Here is a 21,310-nt window from a genome sequence, read left to right on the forward strand (position 1 = left end):
TCAGGTCAGATCGCGCAGAGCGGCGTCGAGGGTTGGATAGCGGAACGTGTAGCCAGCCTCGGTCAAACGCTGCGGCACCACGCGCTGACCGTCGAAAAACAACTGCGCCATCTCCCCCGCCATTGCACGCACTGGCGCGGCGGGAATGTGCAACCACACCGGACGCTTGAGGACCTTGCCAGCCTGCTCGGCGAACGCTGCCTGACTGACCGTTTCGGGCGCGACCATGTTGTAGGTGCCGCGCAGACTGTCGTCGTTGAAAGCCCGCGCGATCACCTGAAGCACATCGTCGCGATGCACCCAGCTCATGATCTGCCGACCATCACCCATGCGCCCGCCGAAACCCAGGCGTAACGGCATCAGCAGCGGCGTCAACGCACCGCCCGGGCCGAACACCACACCGAGACGCAGCACCACCTGACGCACGCCAAACTCGGTGGCCGGTTGCGCGGCGGCTTCCCAACGCGCGCAGAGTTCGGCCATGAAGCCATCGCCCTTGCTGGCGTGTTCGTCGAGGCTTTCGCTGGCATCGCGCACGCCGTAGAAACCGATGGCTGATGCTTGAATCCATAGCGTTGGTTTGTGCTTGGTGTGTTTCAGCCAGGTTATCAACGCTTCGGTGGTGCCGACTCGACTGGCGAGCAGTTGCGCCTGACGTTTGGGAGTCCAGCGCGGGCCGGCAACAGGGGCGCCGGCGAGATTGATCACTACGTCAAAGGCTTCGTCGTGGCTGAGCTCGCTGAACGAATGCACACAGCGAGCGCGGCCGTTGAACAGGTTGGCCGCGTCCAACGGATCGCGCGTTAGGACGCTGACCGAATGGCCGGCGTCTAGCAGTTGGTTGACCAAGGCTTCACCGATAAACCCGGTGCCGCCAGTGATCAGCACACGCTTGAAAGCGCCGCCGGCAAACGGGTTGGATTGGCTCGGAGTCTTTACTGAAGGGGAGTTTCGGCGGTCATGCCGATACAGCCAAAACAACGGTGGCAGTAAAACCAGCAACGCAAAACCGTCGAGCCACAGGTGCGACCAGACCTGTTGTTGCGCCGAGAGCCACATGTCTTGCGGCGCCCATAACAGGATGCCGGCGCTCAACCAGCCCCAGATTGCCGGGGCTTTCAAGCGATTGCCCAAGTGCACCAGCGCGAGCATGTACAGCGAATAACTTTGCAGCGTCGCGCCGAACAGCGCGAGCCACCAGACTTGTTGTTCGTGGCCGGCGGTGGGAACCGCATCGGCATCCCAGAACGACAGTTCGAGGACTTGCAGGTAGCCATCGAGCAAGCCGGAGTCACCGGCCCAGGTCAGGGTAAGACCGGCGAGGATGTGCGTGATCGCAGCGGCATATAGCCAAAGCACCAACGCTGGGCGAAGCGAGGAAGAAGAGGCTGGCATTCCGTGTCCTGAGCGCGTTCCTTGGGGGTGGGGAGTTTAAAGGAAAATCGCGGTCGTCAGATGCTCAAGCGTTAAACGTTTTAGCGTGAGGGATTCAGACAAAACTTTTGCAAAAACCGCCTCAAACAGCCCCTCGAAATTCAAATGCAGTGGCTGGCTTTGATCGGCGCCGTGGCTGACGATCCCAATCGCCCCACGTTGAAGACGCCCAACTGGTCACCTTTGTCAGCCGCCATTTGATAACAGGCTAAAAGAAAAAGAGGACAGACCATAAAAGAAAAAAGGGACAGACCGCGTTTTTCGGGTAATTGCTAAAATCGTGGTCTGCCCCCATTTCACTGTCCCCATTTCACCCATGTCTCCATTTCACCCAAACGGGGCAGATTTACTCATGCTCAACGATAAAATAGCCATCGCACGAAACTAACAAAGCCGAACCCCCATGCGACTTCGAAATTTCATTTATCCTGCGCGGTAAAATATTTTTTAATACTTGCAGCGTCTTTATAACTGCAAACCACCTTCGCTCCAGAAACTAAGTCCTTTCCATCCTTGCAGTTTTCCAAAGCTGGATCAGATGGGTCACCTGTGAAATAGAGCAATGAAGCGTTTTCACCATCGACCCTGAGCGGAAGCTCCATGACTGAATACGAAAAACCATCAAACGCGGAGTCAGACAGCTTGCTCTTCACCAAGACATACATTGATTTACCGCGTCGCTCCGGAGATTTCCAATCGTAGAAGAAGACGGAGGCAATTTGATCACCCTCAACTTTCCAAACATATTTGAAAAATGTTTTATCTGAACCAATCGGAGAATAATATATTTCGGCGTCAGCAACATACTCTCCGTTCACCAGTTTTTTCAGACTATTTTTTAAAAAGAACACTGCAATCTTTTTTTCTCCTACTGAAGCCACGACCGCTGGATGAAACTCACTCAATGTAGGTGCCGCATCTGCTAACACATTGGATACGACTAAGCTTATGACCATCGCAAAAATGCAACGAATTTTAGACAGTTTCAAATATTTTTTCATTTTTATATATCCTCTGGAAATGCTTCCGACGTTCATCATAACTATCAGTATCTCTGTTAAATAATACGAGTAACAGCATCTACGTTTTCGTCCGCATCACCCTTATCCGCTTCTACAAAAATATTGTTTTTAAGCCAGAAATAAACACCCGAACGAACAGAGTATTTAAACTGTGTATGCAAGATATCCGGCTGACCAACAAAATCAACTTCTTCATCCCAGAACGTTTTATGATAATCCTTAAAGGCTTGATAGTTTGCTTTACCCGTTAAATGTTTAAGACCTCTACCACGATATTTCCACCCCTCACCAGACGATATATTGCCGTTACCTAATTTCCCGCCATATGCTCGATTCGCTATGGAAAAAAGGGGACAGACCACGTTTTTGGGTAATTACAAAAACCGTGATCTGTTCCCATTTCCCACCCATTTCCCACCCATTTCCCACCCATTTCCCACATGGTGGAACGTGAGTTGGATCATCTGGAAGAGTTGATAGCGGCGAGACAGGAAGCGAAAACGTAAACGGAACGAGGGGGGACGGATTAAGTTGCCAGCCCGTCCCCCTACCCCGCTGTATCTACTAATTTTTGCTCGGTGTCATAGCCTCAAATGAAGATCTAATATCAGATAACTTAGGATCACTTTTGAGGTTTGACCTAGGCACGCATGCAGAAAATTTGACCGTTGCACCTTTCACGCCTTTCAACCCATAGAAACAGTCGAACCACAGCCCCTTTTTTCTCACCGAGTACTTACTCTCAGCTGCAGCTCTGTCTTTTTCAGAGTCCCAAAGCATAAAAGGGGACATTAATACTCTGACTGCGGCGGAGCCCGACGCTGACGAATGAGCAAGATCCACCTCTCCCGTTTCTGACCCTTGTTGCAAAGCTTCATCCGCAGCATAGCTGTATTTATATTTACCATTGCTATCAAAGCGGCCAGATGCATCTAAGCTTTTTTCAAACTCGACAGGCTCAATTAAAAAGACATTCTCCTCTGTCAAAATATCTGGCCTCAAGCTTACGTTCGAGACCAGTTCTCCATAGCAAATACCATCTTCAAGTTTTACGTTCAATTTAAAGCCTGGGATGTCTGGAATTGAAACTCCACACATAACCAGAGGATGTGACTGAGCCACCGACAAAACTGTGGCTAAAGACAACCCAAAGAGACGAATCAATAATTTTTTCATTACAAGGACCTTTTATGAAAAGCACTCGGCGGTGTAGACACTAACTCGGAACGAAAATAGTAGGCATGTTTAAAAAAGTGGCGACGTCTGGCAAGGTGAAGAGAAGCCCTGTTTATTTGCCGGGTCAAAGAAAGAACTTTCGTGTCTGCCGCTGCCAATCCCGCTGCGGTACTTAGCTCTGTTCCGCTAAGTGCGTCAGCGTCTCTATGTATGTTTTTTACACCTCTTAGAACCCAAGAACCAGCGAGGGTCCTGTCCCTTAAATCTTCTTTTACCCAATAGTATCCAGCACTATCACAGGCGTTGTCTGCTACGTCCGAAACGTCCAAATGGGCCATACCAGAAACGAAATTCTTACCTCGATAGGTACCGTATTTCGAGTAGAGTTCACGCCCAGTCATTTGAATAACCCCTCTCCCAATATATTTAGGGCCATCGCCAGGACTACAATTACCGATAGGAGATAAATTATGTATCCCTGCCCCCCACTCTGGAACAGCTCGCTGAATGGTAGAAAAAGGGGACAGACCACGTTTTCGGGTAATTACTAAAACCGTGGTCTGTCCCCATTTCCCACTGCCCCTCTGCGTCATCGCCAACAAGGTCTGCGCGTAGTCCGCCAGATCCTCGCAGGGTGGCAGCGGATTGGCGCCGAAGCCCGGCAACTCCAGCGGCACGACTTCGTAGCGCTGGAAGTGCGGCAGCGCGTCATCCCACCAATCGGCGGCGCTGCCGTTGCCGGCCAGCAGGTACATCAACGGCTTGCTCATGGACGAGCCTCAGGTCAGATCGCGCAGAGCGGCGTCGAGGGTTGGATAGCGGAATGTGTAGCCGGCCTCGGTCAAACGCTGCGGCACCACGCGCTGACCATCGAAAAACAGCTGCGCCATCTCCCCCGCCATTGCACGCACTGGCGCGGCGGGAATGTGCAACCACACCGGACGCTTGAGGACCTTGCCGGCCTGCTCGGCGAACGCCGCCTGACTAACCGTTTCGGGCGCGACCATGTTGTAGGTGCCACGCAGAGTGTCGTCGTTGAAAGCCCGCGCGATCACCTGAAGCACATCGTCGCGATGCACCCAACTCATGATCTGCTGACCATCGCCCATGCGCCCGCCGAAACCCAGGCGGAACGGCAGCAGCAACGGCGTCAACGCACCGCCGGGACCGAACACTACGCCTAGGCGCAGCACCACCTGACGCACGCCAAACTCGGTGGCCGGTTGCGCGGCGGCTTCCCAACGCGCACAGAGTTCGGCCATGAAACCGTCACCCTTGCTAGCCTGTTCGTCGAGGCTTTCGCTGGCATCGCGCACGCCGTAGAAACCGATGGCCGAGGCTTGAATCCACAGTGCTGGTTTTTGCTTGGTGTTCTTCAGCCAGGTCATCAACGCTTCGGTGGTGCCGACTCGACTGGCGAGCAGTTGCGCCTGACGCTTGGGGCTCCAGCGCGGGCCGGCGACGGGTGCTCCGGCGAGATTGATCACTACGTCGAAGGTGTCGTCGTGGCTGAATTCATTGAGCGAATGCACGCAGCGGACGCGACCGCTGAATAGATTTGCCGCGCTCAACGGATCGCGCGTCAGTACGCTGACCGAGTGGCCCGCATCGAGTAATTGATTGACCAAGGCTTCACCGATGAACCCGGTGCCGCCGGTGATTAGCACTCGTTTGTAGGCGCCATCGGAAAACGGGTTGGATTGGCTCGGTGCCTTTACTGAAGAAGCCTTCCGGCGGTCATGCCGATACAGCCAGAACAACGGAGGCAACAACACCAGCAACGCAAAACCGTCGAGCCACAGGTGCGACCAGACCTGTTGTTGCGCCGAGAGCCACATGTCCTGCGGCGCCCATAACAGGATGCCAGCGATCAACCAACCCCAGACTGCCGGGGCTTTCAAGCGATTGCCCAGATGCACCAGCGCGAGCATGTACAGCGAATAACTTTGTAGCGTCGCGCCGAACAGCGCGAGCCACCAGACTTGTTGTTCGTGGCCTGCGGCGGGCACCGGGTCGACGCCCCAGAATGCGAGTTCGAGGGTGTGCAGATAGCCGTCGAGTAAACCGGAGTGACCGGCCCAGGTCAGGGTGAGACCGGCGAGAATGTGCACGATTGCGGCGGCGTATAGCCAGAGCACTAACGCGGGGCGAAGCGAGGTCGAGGGGGCTGGCATTCCGTGTCCTGAGCGCATTCCTTGGGGGTGGGGAGTTTAATGGAAAATGGTGGCACCAGAAAAAAATCCTAACAACTTTCTAAGGTATGTTTTTAAGTCGTACTTATTCTTCAAGTGAGATAGCCATTTTCAGAGTAGATCCATTCAGATAAACGATCGCTTCGCGCCCGTTAACATCGATAGGCGTAGGATTCTGAATCATTCCTTCATCACTGGCCTTCGCAATTTTCGTCAGCGTCTTATCCGCAACATTGGCACGCCAAACAGTTTCATCGCCATTCTTGAAATAAAAAATCGGCCTTGATTTGCTCCAGATTGGATTATAAATATTCCAACTAGCATCCGGCCCACCAACCGGCGCTATCGTTTCATACCCTAGGGTATGCGAATAATACGCTTGCAACTTTCCATACTCTCCACCCCAGCCGAATGTCAAACCACTTACAGCATTTTCATCAGTATTTGGCCACTGCTGAAACAATAAACTACTTTCAACCGGCGGCAGCTTGGAGCCGAGTTTATAAACCATCCCCCGCAACTGATTTTTCGATAGCTGCTGTCGATAGTAAAACGACCCGTCCAGAATTCCCGCAAACCTTTTGCCTTCGTCGTTCGACCCCAGACTCAGAGCACCATCAAAGCCGATATCTTTCGCAATGGTGTGCAGTACTTGCCTGTCATTGCGATCAACGTACTCATAAAGATTGCCCCTGTACGCAATCATCGCTGGATCAAAATGCCCTTCAAATACGATGACATACAACATGCCTGAGATTGTTTCGGCGGAGATTACAAATCGTTCGACAACCCCCTTTTCATTGGGAAGCCATGCTAAATCAACGACCTTCCATGAGCGCTCAAACTGCGTATATGGCTTATCCCCCAGCATCAACTTAATGTCTTTCTGGATCGGCCTAGGCGCAATAGGGATCGGCGACAGAAACTGTATCTGCTGAGCATAAGCATCCTCTAAACACTCAACTGACTCACAAGAATTACGCTCCGACTCCAGCCAATCGCTTTCGATTATTTGAAAAGCCCGTCGAATCTTTAACGGCTTGAAAAATTCACTCAACTTTTCATCCATTATGGACAAAGATGGAGAATTACAAATTTTCTTTTCTACGTCCGTTGAAGCCTTGCCGCAATCAAAACTCGCGGAATGCGCAACCGTACTAAAAAGCAAAAAGGCTAACGATAAAATTCCAGGAACTGGAAATATGTTTCTCATTGATTCAGCCATTAATGAAGTCTCAACGGGTGATACAAATTTCAAATGTTAAACCTTTCGGAGCGCGACAAGTAAGCCCTTCCCATCGCATTTCGTCGGGCGACGCTAGCATTGACTATAAAGAATCAAGGCGTGGAATATAGCTAGACAAGGGGCCGGATTGAGCCAAACAAAATCCGCTCCCTTTTATTGCCAAGATTATCTTTAATTATTTAGAGCTAATCACTTTAGCAATATAGGTCTTTATCAACCCTGCATTAACGTAAGGAAAATGTTGCTCATCACCTTCTTGATACCCTTCCATCCCACTCAAGTTCTTATCAAACCTGACAAGCTTATTCACAACCAATTTATTACCCGCACTTTTTTCATACCCATAAACTTGATAAAGGGTACCGTACGTTCCAATTCCTCTACTCGTGATTTCCCAAGAAACCAAAACAAGTACATTTTTCTTACCTTTTACTGGATAAAAGAAAATCGACTCGATTTTTGGGTCCGAGCCTGCGACATCATATTTATCGACAAGGCTTCTATTTTTTTATTATCGACACCAACAACATCCAAAACTAAAGAAACCGGAAATTCTGCGTTCCCTGTCTGCAAGAAGGAGAGTTCCCCCCTTTACAACATTAGTTTTAAACGGGCCCTGTAGCACTCGCCCCTGAAGGTAATCTACATCTTGCGCACTGCTGAATTTTGCGATAAGAAGAACGAAAGCAAACATAAAAAAACGGAGCATAGCAAATGACCTCTTAGTTGATATTCATTTGCGCAGCAAGGGCTTGGAATCTGTTATTCCTGCAAGCATGCCAAACTAATAAATCCGTACCGTTACCCCCGCTACGCCACTTCCCACGCCTATCAAGCCGAATGCACCAGAAATATTACGCTCTAGGGCTAGCGCTGCGTTCGCAACAACTTCGAGGCATAAACAACTGCGGCTCATTCGTGCAGTCACCTCCCAGATTTCCAGATAGTTCGCATGGAGGCCCAGACAAAGTGCAAAAATTGGGTAACATCTATTAAAAATCTCTCGTCGAGCAAAAAAACAGCCTCCTTTTCTTGAACCCCTTTCATTATCCCTCTTACTCAAAAAACAAGGGGGGACAGATAAAATATAGATTCCCCCTCTTTACTACAAATCAGGCAAAGTTTTATCTAAATAAACAGAGCGATCCAGACTCATTCGCGCGACGCAGTTATTCACAGTAGTTACATAAGCTGGCTGCCCAACTTCTACTTCAAATGCCTCAAGAGCACAATTCGTATCACGTAGTTTCAGCCACGCACGCTGAGACTCTTTCAGCTTTTTCATGAATTCGTCGTGAAGATTAGCGTCAGCTTGATATTGAGATCCAACCCTTTTTATTAAATCCTTATAACTGCTATTAAGCTTCGCATCTGCAGATTCTTTCGCATGCTTTGCGCAGACATCTACTTGTTGACTGGTAGAAATATTAGCACAGTCCGGTTGTGCCGCAGCAACTGACAAGGGGATCAAGAGAGCAGAAAAAATTAATAAATTTCTCATATATTTTCCTAACGATTTTTTCTCAGATAAGCAGCACGTTTTCGACCTTCTTCGTACTGTCTAATTGTAGGATTGTTCTCAATATAGCTTATTAACTGATCAACATCATCCTTCATCCCTGCCTTCATTGGATTTGCCCCTTTTGTGAACCCCTGGTATACAAAATCTACCAGAATATCTTTAACGATCTGGCTTAATGCATCCCACTCCAGACGCTCTGAGAAAGGAGTTGTCCAGTGATTATAGTTTGCAATTGCCTTAGCAACATACCCCGGATAAATCAAATCAAATAGAGCTTCTTGCTGCTCAAGCGTTATCGTTCCTATATCGGCGCGATTCTGAGCCACGAAGTTTCTTGCATTAGTCCCCTTATACTGCCGAGCTTTAGATATCTTCGTAGCTTGAGCATCATCTACCCCAGCAGCGATCATATGATTGTATATTTCCGTTTCGGATCTAAACCCCATATCATATCCACGCCCTAAGGTAACCCCTGACAAGTCATTTCCCGGCCAGTGAATATGGCGGCTGAAAAACGGTGAACCCGGGATGTCATTGCCTTCAGCATCATAGGTAATTTGACCAGCCTTTGACGCTTCCTTTGCTAAGAAATTTCCGATCATTGCGATCGGATGAAAATGCCAAATAACTCCATCACCAAGACCCTTTTCTTGAATAACTGGGTCATCCCAAAAAACCAGCTTATCAATGCGTTCCTTTTCTAACTTAAGAATCGCCGGAGATCCTTCGAGCAGCTGGTTTAGACGACTCCATTTTGCAGATTCTGATTTTTCCTTCCACTCAGTGGGATGGTATGCGACCAACTTAGACCAGTGCTCTCGAAACTCTGCATTTTTCATTGCTTCAGGAAAATCTTCTGGCGTCACCTTGTCATCGTGATTGCCAAATTTATCCAGATCATCATATAGCTCTTGGAAAAAAGGTGGCATTTCATCAGGATCCAAAAACCGTCAGAATTCGAATTGCTTTCCTTTACAACACGAAAGCCCAGCTTTTCCCAGTCATGTTGAGTTACGAGCTTTGCTTCTGCCTTCTTTATTAACCCTTTAATATCTTGACCGTTTTCCTTAACAGATATTTCGTACCATTCAGTAGGGTCTTTAAATATCGGAGACTTGCTCAACTCAACACAATGATCCACTTCCAGCGTCACACTTCCTACCTCTGGAGTTTTTTTGGTCAAAACAGTACCAGAGGGTAGGTGAATATATCGTTTTCCCTTTTTTATTCCAGCCGTATTTTTCAGAAAATCGTCGACTTTTGGATCAAGTGTAAAAATCTCTAAATGAACTTGATGCTTACGGGCTACCCCCCATTAGGCCCAGCCAAGACCTCATTCAAGCCAAGGTATCCAATCGTGTCTCCCGCTTTAATTTTCATATTCATTGGTACAACTGCATCAAAACTCGCCGGCGTTAACTCCTGCCATTCGACAACACGATTTGGACTTACATCCTCTACGCACGCCCAAAAGCTTGACGGCACAGCTGTACTTTGATTTTTTAGTCCGGTGGGTGGATTCGAGGAGCTCGGAATAAATACACACTCGGCCATCCTAAGCAGTTTTCCATTAAGCTTAAGATTGAGGATTTTCGAACTATCGAATTCGATAATACTATTAGTGCTCAAAACCATGGAGCTGCCTTTTTTCGCTCCGGCGTTGGCTCCATCAGTCAATGTAGCAGGTGCATTCCGTAAGACTAGACCACTACCAGTGACTTTTGCACGAACTTTACCTTGCCAATACCCAGGTTTCGAACGAGCAATAGTTCCTCCACCCTGTTCTAGCGGGTAATGCTGAAATGGCAGCAAATGCATGTACAAGCTGTAGAACGTCAGCGTGTTATTCGTACTAGGTGTAATCTCAGTATTTGGCGGAGATTTGTAATCATGCCGCACTAAGCAAAAGGAGCTTGAGTACTTAAGCTCACCCTCACCCTCGAATTCTGATTTCTCGTAATCTTTATTCAGCCGGTAGGCGACAACCACTCCATCAGCCATACAGCGAATAGGCTCATCACTAATGCATTGAGGAGCGCTGGAACTACTTATATGAATCCCCCCATGCCAAAATTTGTGACTACCTAGAAGGTAATTACCTGAAGTTTCACCTTGGATTGCAGAAAAAATCTCTTCCGCATCTTTATACCGTCCGCCACCGGGTTTTCGGAACGGAAACTGAAAATTAAGAAGGCTAAACACAGTTGATTCAGGTGTTGCTGAGCTCGGAGCAACAGTCTGTTGCCCCCACCAGACCTCTGGACTAATAAGGTTGCCGTTCGGATCCTTCATTTGATAGTGAACATGGCGTGGATACTGAGTTACGCCATTCGGCCCTTTCCCCCCATAGTGCCAATTTCATCACCCGCCGCAACGGTAGATCCCTGACTTACAACGTGGCTGCTCGTATGCAGAATCTCGTGGCTATTGCCATCCGCATCTTTGATTTTTATCGTCCCGTAATTCCCACCGGTAAATGTTACGGTACCGGCTATTGGCGCATAGACTTTGGGGTTCTCCAGATTTATCCCGTTTTGGCCACCAATATAATTAAAATCGGTCCCTCCGTGAGGGCCACTCGCACGCTGCTCGCCATAAACTCCTGTAATATGAGGTTGGTGACCATCAACTGGCGGCAGAACGCGGAGCATCACTTCATTGAAAGACATACAATTTCCTTATTAAACTTCTATCAAAGTGAATAGTCTTGAATTTCGTCCAAAAACCAACACCCTTCCAACTTAAACACATAAAAAACCTGGTAATCGGTATCCGGCTTCTCTATTTTTATTTTAGCAACACCGTTGAAATTCTCTAAGACTGTCACTCCAACACCGGCGGCAACTCGTTTCTCTTTTCCGAAAATCACTGGAAACACTACCTGATTCTTATCCAGCAGGACTGTTTTTTGCTCAGGTTCAGGCTCAGCATCTACAGTAATTATTTTTTTTAACGGAATATGGGTAAATTTCTGTTGAACGGAAGGATTTTCCAGATAAACAGAGAGAAACTCTGAGAACGTCGTCGATGGACAAGATTTTAAATCAGCTCCACTTGCCATTGCGCAGTTTGAAAGAAATGCAAACATTGACATTATCAATGCAATAAAAAATTTACGTTGGCAGTTCATGTATCAACCCCTTTAGACAAATGAGTGATCACTCAGAAAACACAAAAAAAGCCTTCGGCTTAACCTTCTCAGGCACCGCATTCCCCAACGCCTGATCCATCAAACTCCCCGCCTTATCCTTATCCGCCGCCCCCGGCAGCACTGGCGGTTTAATCCCGATCCCCGTGCCGGAGCCAGCCGAGCCACCCGCATTGATCTTGATCACCGGCCCAACCACCGTAACTCCACCGCCATCGAGCTTAATAAAGCTCCCACCCCCAAGAATGGTCAGCTCCGTCCCCGCCTCAATAACGATCTTGTCCCCAGCCTTGAGGTGTATCTCTTTCCCGACACTGGTCAGCTGCGCAGTCCCCAGCTTCACATGCTGGTTCTGCCCAATCGTCAGGTGATCATCCAGCTTCGCTTCTACCTTGCGGTCGGAAATCGTGGTGCGGTGTTCTTCGGCCTTCAGCTCGGTGTAGGTGTTCTTAACCACCGTGTCGTGACGCTCATTGCCGACCCGAATCTTCTGGTCATGCTCAACGTTTTCATCCCAATCGCGCTGGGCGTGGATGTAGATCTGCTCGGCGCCTTTCTTGTCTTCAATGCGCAGTTCGTTGTAGCCGCCACCACCCGGTGAGCTGAGTGTTTTGAACACGCTGCGGGTTTTGTTCGCCGGCAGTGCGTATGGCACTGGGTTTTCCTTGTGGTACAGGCAACCGGTCACCAGCGGTTGGTCGGGGTCGCCCTCGAGGAAGGTGACGAGGACTTCCATGCCGATGCGCGGAATGCTGATGGCGCCGTAGCGGTCGCCGGCCCAGGAGCTGGAGACGCGCAGCCAGCAGCTGGTTTTGTCGTCGGCGAGGCCTTCGCGGTCCCAGTGGAATTGCACTTTGATGCGGCCGTACTGGTCGCAGTGGATTTCTTCGCCTTTGGGGCCGGTGACCATGGCGGTCTGGCTGCCGAGCACGCGTGGTTTCGGGTGTTCGAGGGCCGGGCGGTAGAACACGTCCCACGGGGTGGCGAGGAAGGTGTTGCGGTAGCCTTGGTGGAAGTCGTCTTTGTTGTCGGTGGTGTCGCTGGTCACGCCTTCTTCGAGGACTTGCGGTTGTTTGCCTTCGTGGAAGATTTCGGTGAGCAGCCAGAGGTCGTTCCACTCGCTGCGCGGGTGGTCGGACATTTCCATGAAGTGGCCGCTGACCAGTTTGGTCTGGTCGCCGCGACCTTCGGCCTGGCGGTAGTCGGCGCGGTGGCGTTCGAGGGCGCGCTGGCTGAGGAACTTGCCGCGCGCGCGGTCGATGAAGCGGCCCGGGTAGTCGTAGTCTTCGAGATCCGGTTCAGTGCTCTCGCCATCGGGTTTGTAAGCCGCTTCCATCTGCAGGCGCGGTTTTTCGAAGTCGTAGTCGCGGCGCGTGGTGCGGCTGGTGCGGGTTTCCAAACGCAGTTTGAAGCCTTTGATCACCGGTTCTTCGGCGACCATGCCGCTGCCCTGCACGTACGCGGTCGGCTGGCCGAGGTCGGGGAACACGGTCTGGTCGTCGCCGAACACCAGCAGGTGGGCCTTTTCGCTGTGCTGGAAGTGGTAGTGAATGCCCTCCTCTTCGCACAGGCGCTGAACGAAGTGCAGATCGGTTTCGTCGTACTGCACGCAGTAGTCGCGATCCGGGCACGGCTGGCTCAGCTGGAAGCTGTAGGCGTTGCCCTTGATCCCGTGTTCGTCGAGGATCAGCGCGATGATTTTCGGCGCCGACATCTGCTGGTAGATGCGCTGGTTGGTGCGGTGATGCAGGTATTGCAGTTGCGGCACCAGCGAGACCTTGTAGCGGGTCAGGCGCTTGCCGGCATCGCCCTGGGCGACGCGGTAGATCTGGCCGTGAATGCCGGAGCCCTGCGGATCGAACGCAAGGAACGCCTGCTTGTGCAGGAGTTTTTCCAGGTCCAGATCGGGGTTTTCGCTGACCAGTTCGAGGTCGAAACGATACGGCTGGCTGATGCCTTCAGTGCCGGTGAACGACAGCACTTGCAGGTCGCCGACGTAGTCTTCGACCTTGAGGCTGAAGTGGGTTTCGTTAGCTGAGTTGAACATCGTGTGCTCCCTGTTCGAATGTCATCCGTTACGCCCGAAGTCGCAGACGTTGCAGCCAGGACGAAGTGGCGCCCAAGGCGTCACGCAATTGTTGGGCAGTGATGGTGCGTTCTGCCGGGTTGAAGCTCAGCGCGGTTCGCAGCGCTTGCCAGCCGTGCTGGGGTAGATTCGCTGGGGCGCGCAGCTCGCGCTCCAGGTGCTCGTCGCGGGCCTGGGTCGAGGGTAAGCGGCGGAACGGGTGTTTGCCGCCCGCCAGTTCATAGATCACGCAGGCCACGCCGTACACGTCCGCGCTGGCCGACAACGGTTGGCCCTCAAGCAGTTCGGGGGCGGCGTAGCCCGGGGTCCAGGCGTTGAAGCGTTCGCGGCTCAGGTGCGGCAGGCCGGGCAAGATGCCCTCCTCTGCCTGCCCCAGACCGAAGTCGAACAGGCGCAGGCCGTCTTCGCTGAGCATGACGTTGCTCGGTTTCAGATCACCGTGCAGCACGCCGCGACGGTGGGCATAGGCCAGCGTGTCGAGCAGCGGCAGGACGATGTCGCGCAATTCTTGCCACGGCAGGCCGAGGGGCCGCTCGCAGAGCAATTTGTCCAGGGTCAGGCCACGCATGTATTCCATGGTGATGAAGGCCCGCTGGCAATCGGTGTCGACTTCAAAGGTGTGTGCACGCACAACGTTGTCGTGGCGCAGGCGTCGGGTCAGGGCGAACTCGCTGTAGAGCAAGGCACTGGCATCCGGCGATTCGGCAAATTCTTCGCTGAGGATTTTCAGCGCAATGTAAGGGTCGGGATCGCCGAACTGCTCATGCAGCAGATCCCGCGCCCGGTAAACGGCGCCCATGCCACCGGCCCCGAGCAGACGCTCGAGGTGGTAGCGACCGGCGAGTACATCCGGCAGCGCACCGATGCTGGCCTTGGTCGGCGTCAGCAGCGGTTCGGCCTTGTTGCCCTTGGCGAAGGCGAAGTAGGTCAGGTTGCTGGCCTGTTCTTCGCTGATCAGCAGGTCATCGATGGGCGATTCGAGTTCACTCATTGGCGGATCACCACGGCAGTCAGGTTGTCGCGCGCGGCGCCACGCAGAGCGCCGTCGAACAAACGTTCCAGCGCGACATGCGGCGCGCTGAGGCTGAGGGCGTTGCCGAGGGCGTCGCTGCTCAGGCCCTGATACAAACCATCGCTGCAAAGCAAAAACACATCGCCCGGATAGACCTCGAGTTCAAGCACATCCAGGGTCAGTGTGTCAGCGGCACCGACGGCTCGGGTGAGTGCCTGAGCCGCCGGGTGTGCTGCCGCCTGTTCGACGCTCATTTGCTGCTCGTCGATCAGTTGCTGTTGCAGCGAATGGTCCTTGGACAGCTGATACAAACGCTGCCCGCGCCACAGGTAGCAACGGCTGTCGCCGGCCCAGATGCAGGCCGCGCGATTGCCTTCCACCAGCAGCGCCACAACGGTGCTGCCCATGATGCTGTCGTGGCGTCCGGCGGTGACGGTCAACTCCTGCCCCAAACGCCGGTTCAGCCAGTGCAGGCACTGGCGGATGGCTTTGAGGCGTTCGTCGAAGTCCTCGTGTTGCGGCAACTCAGCCAGGCTGGCGACGATCAACTGGCTGGCGATGTCGCCACCCTGATGACCGCCCATGCCGTCCGCGACCACCCACAGCCCGTGCTGCGGCGAGTCGAGGAAGGCATCTTCGTTGCGCGCCCGCACCTTGCCCGGGTCGGTACGCGCCGCGCTGCGCCAGGGACTGGCCACCAGCATCAGAGCTGCACCGGCATACGGAAGGTGCGCAGTACGCCCATGTCGAACGGGTTCGGCGTGCGCTGGCTGGTCAGCAGGTAGTTGGCGCGCAGGCCGCCCACGTCTGCCTTCAGTACCAGCACGTCACGACCGTTCAGGTACTCGGTCTGCATCAGGTCGAAGAGACGGAACAGCGACCATGGGCCGGAGTTCTTCTCGATCCCGATCGGGCGCCCGGCCATCTTGTCCATGACCAGGCTGGTGCGCCCGTCTTCAGCATCGGTCGGCCACTTGAAGGTCATAGGCAGGATCGGGCCGTGACGGTATTCCATGGTCTTGTCGCCGAATTTGAATTCGGAACGGCTGACCGCCGGATCGAGGGTGTACGGCTCCAGTTTGAACTGCACGGTCGGCTCGGCCGGGTTGATCGAGAAGAAGCTCTGGCGAATGGTCTGCGCCGCCGCCATCTGATCGAGGTAGACCTTCGATACCGGCAGGCTGTGACCGTCGACGCTGCGCATGCGGTAGTTGCCCGGATCGCCGCTGACGAACGGACGCATGTAGCTGTCGAAGAAGCGGTCGACGGTACCTTGAGCACGGAAGAACTCGCGGAAGTCGCTGATCGCCACATCGCTGGTGCTGCTGGCGCTGAACGGGTAACGCTTGCTGATGGTTTTGCCATACACGCTGTACAGCTCGTTCTGATAACGACCGTTCAGGTATTGATAGGCATCGTTGAGCACCAGGCGCCACGAGTCTTCGGCCAGCACGTTGAACCACACGCTCAGCGGGCGCGGCAGACGACCGGAGGCATTGCGCAGGTTGGTCAGCGCATCACGCTGGCCGCTCATGCGCGTCTTGGCCATCTCGAACGCGGCTTGCTCCGGCGTGCTGGAACGGGCCAGACCGGCCAGTTGCAGTTGCAGGTCGTTGAGCGCGCTGAACGCTGGCGTGAGGTCAGCGCCCGGGCCGTTGTTGTCATCAAGCAGACGATGCAGCGGTTCGAAGCGCCGTTGCAGGGATTTCTTCGCGGTATCCGGCAGGTTCTTCGCCACGTTCAGCGCCGAAGCCTTGTCGGCGGCAGCCGCGGCGAGTTTGCCGACCTTGCCCAGCTTGCCCTTCTGCCCGGCCAGCGCATCGGCGGCTTCGCCAGCTTCATCGACCGGATCAGCAGCGGCTTCGAAGCGGGTGTTTTCACGTACTTCGGTGAGCAATGCGAGGACCGGCGAGTTAGCCGAAGTCAGGCCCGCCAGTTGCTCGGCGCCTTCGCCAGCGTCGCTGATTGGCGGCAATGCGACCTGGCCAACGGCTTCGCTCCAATAGTTGGCGTAGTCGCGGAAGTACAGCTGCTCGAGCTCGACCATCAGGCGACGCAAGTCCATGTCGCTGATGCCCGCGCCTTCGCCCAGCACCCAGTTGTCACGCAGGATATCGGTGACCAGCGCCGCGCCCTGCACCGAGAAATACTGCTGATAACCCTGTTGGGTGTAGAAACCCGGGATCACGTATTCCGTGCCGATGAACAACGAGCCTTGCGGGCCGAGGTGTTGGCTGAAGCGGTAATCCGGCAGGTTGCGCGCCTGCTCGCGGAGCATGCGGTAAACCACGTTGGCCAGCGATTCGCTGCGCAGAACCTGACGCGCTTGGGTCACCAGTTGATCGTTCAGCGGATAGATGAACGGCTGCCTGAGCAAACGCTCAAGGTGCGTGTTCAGACCGTTCTGCACCGCGGTGTTGCCGGTGTAGCGCTGCGACCAGTCAGTGGCGACCCAGTCCTTGAGCCACGCCGCGTCGCGACGATCCTTCATGTTCAGCATCAGGTACGCGCGCAGGCTGTTGAGCAGGCGATCGCGATCCTTCATGTTGGCGCGGATCTGCCCTTCGAGCATGGTCGCGACCCGTGGCAGCAACTGCGCTTCAAGCTCACGCTCGTAGGCGGTTTTCACCACCGGGTTGATCTCTTCGCCCTGATACAGGCCGCCACGCTCGTGGTACGAGACGTCGCCCTTGCTCGGGAACACCTGAGTCGCGGCGTAGCTGGTGTCGAGAACTTTCAGCACACCCATGGCGTCATCGCGCGGCGTTACGGCCGAACGTTGCTGGGTCCAGTTCTGTGCCAGCGTGCGCAGGTTTTCCAGACGCTCGTAGTTGGCCGAGAAACCACCGGCCCAGAGCATGCCGAACAGTGCCAGTGCCGCCAGAGCGCCGACGTACAGCGCACGCTGGCCCCAATGAATGCGGCTGCGCTCGCGCTTGTCCAGACCGGCCAGATCGGCCTCGGGGAAAATCACCTGGCTGAGCAAGTGGTGGATGAACCGCGAACGACCGCTGCGCAGAGTCGGCAGCACGCCGGCGTTCATGCCCAGGCTGGCGCCGATGCCGGCGGTGGTCGAATCCATTTCCTGGGTCAGGTGCGGTGCGCTGGTCAGATAGAAACCGCGCAGTTGCGTGGCGCGCTGATAGCGGTTGCCGGTGAACGCCATGTCGACGAACAGGCACAGACGCTCGCCGATCTGCCCCAACTGATGCGGGAAGTCGAGGATGCGGCCACGGCGCTGAGTGTCGCGCTCGGAGTGCATGCGCATGATCACTTGGCTGTTCAGGCGGCGCAGCAGCTCTTCGAACTCGTTGCGCAGGACCGCGACGTCGGTGCCGACCTGATCCTTGCGGAAACTGGTGCCGAGCACCTGATCGCTTTCTTCGCGGGTCAGTTGATCGAAGAACTCGTCGAAGCCGAGCAGCTTGTCAGCCTTGCTCAGGACCAGATACACCGGCACGTCGACGTGCAGTTTCTGGTGCACGTCCTGCAGACGGCTGCGCACTTGGCGCGCGAGGGTGTCGATGTCCTGCTCGCTGCCGCCGGTGAGGGTTTCCACCGGAATGGTCACCAGCACGCCGTTCAACGGACGGCCGCGACGACGCTTGCGCAGCAGCTCCAGCAGGGTGGTCCAGGCGTTGCCGTCGACTTCCGCGTCCGGTTGAGTGGTGTAGCGCCCGGCGGTGTCGATCAGTACACCGTGATCGGCGAAATACCAGTCGCAATGACGGGTGCCGAGGGTGTCGCGGGTCAGCTTGCGGTCGATCTTGTTGATCGGAAATTCCAGACCGGAGAAGTCCAGCAGGCTGGTTTTGCCCGAGGCCTGCGGACCAATCAGCAGGTACCACGGCAAGTCACTGCGCCAGCGCTCGCTGCGACCGCGATACAGGCTCGAGGTCTTCAGGGTTTTCAGGGCGTCCTTGAACCGCGCCTTCAACTCTTTCTGTTCTTCGTCGATCAGCTCTTCGCGACGAATGCGGTCCTGGCCGTCCTCGCTTTCTTCCTCGGCTTTCTTGCGGATACCCGCGCGCCAGCTGACGAAGACCATGGTCAGGCCCCAGATCAGGAACAGCACGCTGATGGTCAGCAGGCGCGAGGTCGCGCTTTCCCAGAACTTGTAATCATCGACCGCCAACAACGGGCCGACGAACCACACCAGCAGCGCCACGAACAGCACCAGCAGCAGAGTCCAGACCCAGGTCTGGCGCAGGAAGGCGCCGACTTTCTTGAAAAACTTTTTCATCACACGTCCCTGTTTTACGGCTGCGCCTGCGGTTGCACCGCGGCTGGATCAAGCGGCTGATAAGGATGCAGAACGGTGTCGCGTTGTTCGCTCAGGACCCAGGCGAAGCCCGAATACATCACCACCAGGCAGACCAGAGTAAAGAGCACCACCATCCACGCCGGCACGATGCGCACCAGGTTGCGGCGCTGATCGTTGAGGCCTTCCCAGTGCGGCGACAACTCGCGCGGCACGTCGCCGCGCAACTGACGGATCTGCCGGTACAAGGCGTCGCGGATGCCTTCAAGCTCAAGCATGCCGCGCGCCTGAACGCGGTACTTGCCCTCGAAACCGAGGGACAGGCACAGGTACATCAGTTCGAGCATCGGCAGGTGCTTGACCGGGTTTTTCGACAGCCGATCGAGCAGCTGAAAAAACTTCTCGCCGCCGAAGGTTTCGTTGTGGAAGCTGCTCAGCAGGCTCATCTGCGACCACTCGCTTTCGTTGCCCCACGGCGTGGTCACGACGGCTTCGTCGACCACGGTGCAGAGCACGTAACGCGCGGCCATCACCTGGCTGCTTTCTGCGCCATTGTGCAGGGCGCGTACTTCAAACAATTTCAGCCCGGCGGTCAGCCGCTCATTCAGCGCATACAGGTCTTCGCGTGTTTCGCTGTGCTTGAGACGCACCACTTCCGAAAGCAGGTCGGACGAGGCCGCGACCAGCGAGTTGAGGCTGATGTTGAACGCCTCCGCCGGACGCAGGCGCGCGGCGTAGATCATGCGTTCTTCCAGTTGCTCGAAACGCGGCGGCGCGGCGAAGTCGGTCAGCGGACTCGATGCCGGTCCGTGGCCCTGACGGTCGAGCAGGACGGTTTTGTCGTCCTGGTTGTAATCCGTTTCCTTGATCATGTCGGTCAGTTCCTGATGGCCCAGAATTTCAGTTCAAGCTCGGCGAATTCGCCGGACACGTGGAACGCGAAACCGCCGGAGCGCTCGAGTTGTGCCAGGTCTTCGGAACTGAGTTCGAGGATGAAATAGGTTTTGTTCGAGTGGAACGCGATCTGCCGTGGGGCCACCGGCAACGGTTTGACCTTGATCCCCGGCAAGTGCAGGTTGACCAGTTGGCGGATGCGTTCCACCGGGCCGACCTTGAGGTGCTGCGGCAAGCGCTGACGCAGTTCTTCGGAGTCGCAATTGGCACTGGCTGCCAGCACGAACGAGGCCGAGCCGAGCAGTTTGTGGTCGTGCAACGGCGAGACGATGATGCCGTACTGACGCGCCTGCAAGATCAACTCGATGGCGTGCTGTTCGAGCACCATCGACAGCACCTGACGAATCGCTTCCATCAGTTTGCGGAAGCTTGCGCCCTGATCGGCGTGGGAATAGCGGCTGTCCAGACGCGGGCGTTTGCTCTCGCCGGAGAAGGTCGCCAGATCGCCGAGCATGGTCAGCAGCGTGCGGTACAACTCTTCCGGGTGCACTTGTTCCAGACCGAGGTAATGGCGCAGCAGCAGTTCGGTGCGGTTGATCAGTTGCAGCATCATGAAGTCGCCGACTTCAGCGCCGCCGACCTTGCCGTTGGAGCGAATTCGCTCGGCGATGGTGTCGCCACGGTGACTGAGCATGCTGATGACTTCTTTCAGGCACGACAGCAGGTAGCTGGAAGCGTGGGCCTGAATGTAGGTCGGGACGAAATCCGGGTCGAGGCTGATCACGCCGTCGGGCGTGGTGTCGAGTACGTCGCAAATTTTCAGCTTCACGTAGGCCTGGTCGCTCTGCTGCTCGCCGAGCAACAGCTTGAAATCCGGACGACCGCAGCTGACTTGACTGGCGGAATCGTCGCCGGCGTTGGAGTCGGCGACTTCGGCGTCATACGCGGTGTAGCGCGCGAGCACATCGGATTGCTCCGGGCGCCGGGCCTCGATGTGGTTGCCGGTGACCAGTGGCAGCGCCAGATAGATCGGCGTGTTGCCGGTGTTCGGCGGCACGTCCAGCGCCAGCGGTTCGGTGTTGCCACCGAGTTCGAACAGGCTGCCGTCCGGCAGGATCCCCGAGGCTTCACTGATCACCAGTTTGCCCATGTTGAGAAACTGCAAGTCGATCTCCAGATTGAGAAAACCCCAGGTGTAGCCACCGAGCAATTGCGTGCGGGTTTTCATCTGGTGATCGTAATAACGATCGTTGTGCTGGAAGTGCTGCGGACGCAGCAGCATGCCTTCCTGCCAAATGACTTTATGGGTGTTCATGA

At 54.7% G+C, this 21,310-nt stretch carries 17 protein-coding genes and 1 pseudogene; all 18 read right to left on the bottom strand.

The annotated features are described in order from the left end of the window. The 18 genes and pseudogenes from ACZZZ4_RS08285 to tssK all read right to left on the bottom strand — a co-directional run bounded on the left by ACZZZ4_RS08285 (position 1) and on the right by tssK (position 21,308). Positions 1–1,395 carry a TIGR01777 family oxidoreductase gene (locus tag ACZZZ4_RS08285; protein WP_463547598.1) on the bottom strand — a complete coding sequence of 465 codons (1,395 nt, stop codon included), beginning with the start codon at positions 1,393–1,395 and terminating at the stop codon, positions 1–3. A gap of 458 nt (positions 1,396–1,853) precedes the next feature. Then, a complete protein-coding gene (locus ACZZZ4_RS08290; RefSeq protein ID WP_136493193.1) occupies positions 1,854–2,435 on the bottom strand; it encodes a hypothetical protein in 582 nt (193 codons plus the stop codon). A gap of 56 nt (positions 2,436–2,491) precedes the next feature. Next, a complete protein-coding gene (locus ACZZZ4_RS08295) occupies positions 2,492–2,818 on the bottom strand; it encodes a hypothetical protein (RefSeq protein ID WP_463547599.1) in 327 nt (108 codons plus the stop codon). A gap of 202 nt (positions 2,819–3,020) precedes the next feature. Then, entirely contained in the window at positions 3,021–3,632 is a 612-nt protein-coding gene (locus ACZZZ4_RS08300) for a hypothetical protein (RefSeq protein WP_160768003.1), read from the bottom strand. Between the two features lie 575 nt (positions 3,633–4,207). Next, positions 4,208–4,402: pseudogene (locus tag ACZZZ4_RS08305) on the bottom strand (alpha/beta fold hydrolase); the annotation flags it as partial. 9 nt (positions 4,403–4,411) lie between these two features. Beyond that, positions 4,412–5,806: a TIGR01777 family oxidoreductase gene (locus ACZZZ4_RS08310; RefSeq protein ID WP_463547600.1), complete on the bottom strand. Its 1,395-nt coding sequence runs from the start codon at positions 5,804–5,806 to the stop codon at positions 4,412–4,414. Between the two features lie 103 nt (positions 5,807–5,909). Then, a complete protein-coding gene (locus ACZZZ4_RS08315) occupies positions 5,910–7,049 on the bottom strand; it encodes a lysozyme inhibitor LprI family protein (RefSeq protein ID WP_463547601.1) in 1,140 nt (379 codons plus the stop codon). Positions 7,050–8,175: 1,126 nt separating this feature from the next. Continuing rightward, positions 8,176–8,571 carry a lysozyme inhibitor LprI family protein gene (locus ACZZZ4_RS08320; protein WP_463547602.1) on the bottom strand — a complete coding sequence of 132 codons (396 nt, stop codon included), beginning with the start codon at positions 8,569–8,571 and terminating at the stop codon, positions 8,176–8,178. 8 nt (positions 8,572–8,579) lie between these two features. Continuing rightward, entirely contained in the window at positions 8,580–9,521 is a 942-nt protein-coding gene (locus ACZZZ4_RS08325) for a calcium sensor EFh (RefSeq protein WP_463547603.1), read from the bottom strand. A 376-nt stretch (positions 9,522–9,897) separates the two neighbouring features. After that, a complete protein-coding gene (locus ACZZZ4_RS08330) occupies positions 9,898–10,884 on the bottom strand; it encodes a hypothetical protein (RefSeq protein WP_463547604.1) in 987 nt (328 codons plus the stop codon). A gap of 29 nt (positions 10,885–10,913) precedes the next feature. Then, a complete protein-coding gene (locus ACZZZ4_RS08335) occupies positions 10,914–11,261 on the bottom strand; it encodes a M23 family metallopeptidase (RefSeq protein WP_463547605.1) in 348 nt (115 codons plus the stop codon). Between the two features lie 23 nt (positions 11,262–11,284). Next, positions 11,285–11,722, bottom strand: a complete 438-nt coding sequence (locus ACZZZ4_RS08340; RefSeq protein ID WP_463547606.1) for a hypothetical protein — start codon at positions 11,720–11,722, stop codon at positions 11,285–11,287. A 28-nt stretch (positions 11,723–11,750) separates the two neighbouring features. Next, a complete protein-coding gene (locus tag ACZZZ4_RS08345) occupies positions 11,751–13,787 on the bottom strand; it encodes a type VI secretion system Vgr family protein (protein WP_463547607.1) in 2,037 nt (678 codons plus the stop codon). Positions 13,788–13,815: 28 nt separating this feature from the next. Then, positions 13,816–14,817, bottom strand: coding sequence for a serine/threonine-protein kinase (locus ACZZZ4_RS08350; RefSeq protein ID WP_463547608.1), 1,002 nt, complete (start codon positions 14,815–14,817; stop codon positions 13,816–13,818). Next, positions 14,814–15,542, bottom strand: coding sequence for a PP2C family protein-serine/threonine phosphatase (locus tag ACZZZ4_RS08355; RefSeq protein ID WP_016772513.1), 729 nt, complete (start codon positions 15,540–15,542; stop codon positions 14,814–14,816). Before ACZZZ4_RS08355 ends, ACZZZ4_RS08350 begins: the two co-directional genes overlap by 4 nt. Then, a complete protein-coding gene (tssM, locus tag ACZZZ4_RS08360; protein ID WP_463547609.1) occupies positions 15,542–19,081 on the bottom strand; it encodes a type VI secretion system membrane subunit TssM in 3,540 nt (1,179 codons plus the stop codon). Before tssM ends, ACZZZ4_RS08355 begins: the two co-directional genes overlap by 1 nt. 14 nt (positions 19,082–19,095) lie before the next feature. Further along, positions 19,096–19,971, bottom strand: a complete 876-nt coding sequence (icmH, locus tag ACZZZ4_RS08365; RefSeq protein ID WP_016772511.1) for a type IVB secretion system protein IcmH/DotU — start codon at positions 19,969–19,971, stop codon at positions 19,096–19,098. Between the two features lie 5 nt (positions 19,972–19,976). Continuing rightward, on the bottom strand, positions 19,977–21,308 hold the full coding sequence (tssK, locus tag ACZZZ4_RS08370; RefSeq protein WP_016772510.1) for a type VI secretion system baseplate subunit TssK: 1,332 nt from the start codon (positions 21,306–21,308) through the stop codon (positions 19,977–19,979). Between the last annotated feature and the right edge of the window lie 2 nt (positions 21,309–21,310).

This window comes from Pseudomonas sp. AC252 (genome assembly GCF_979258105.1).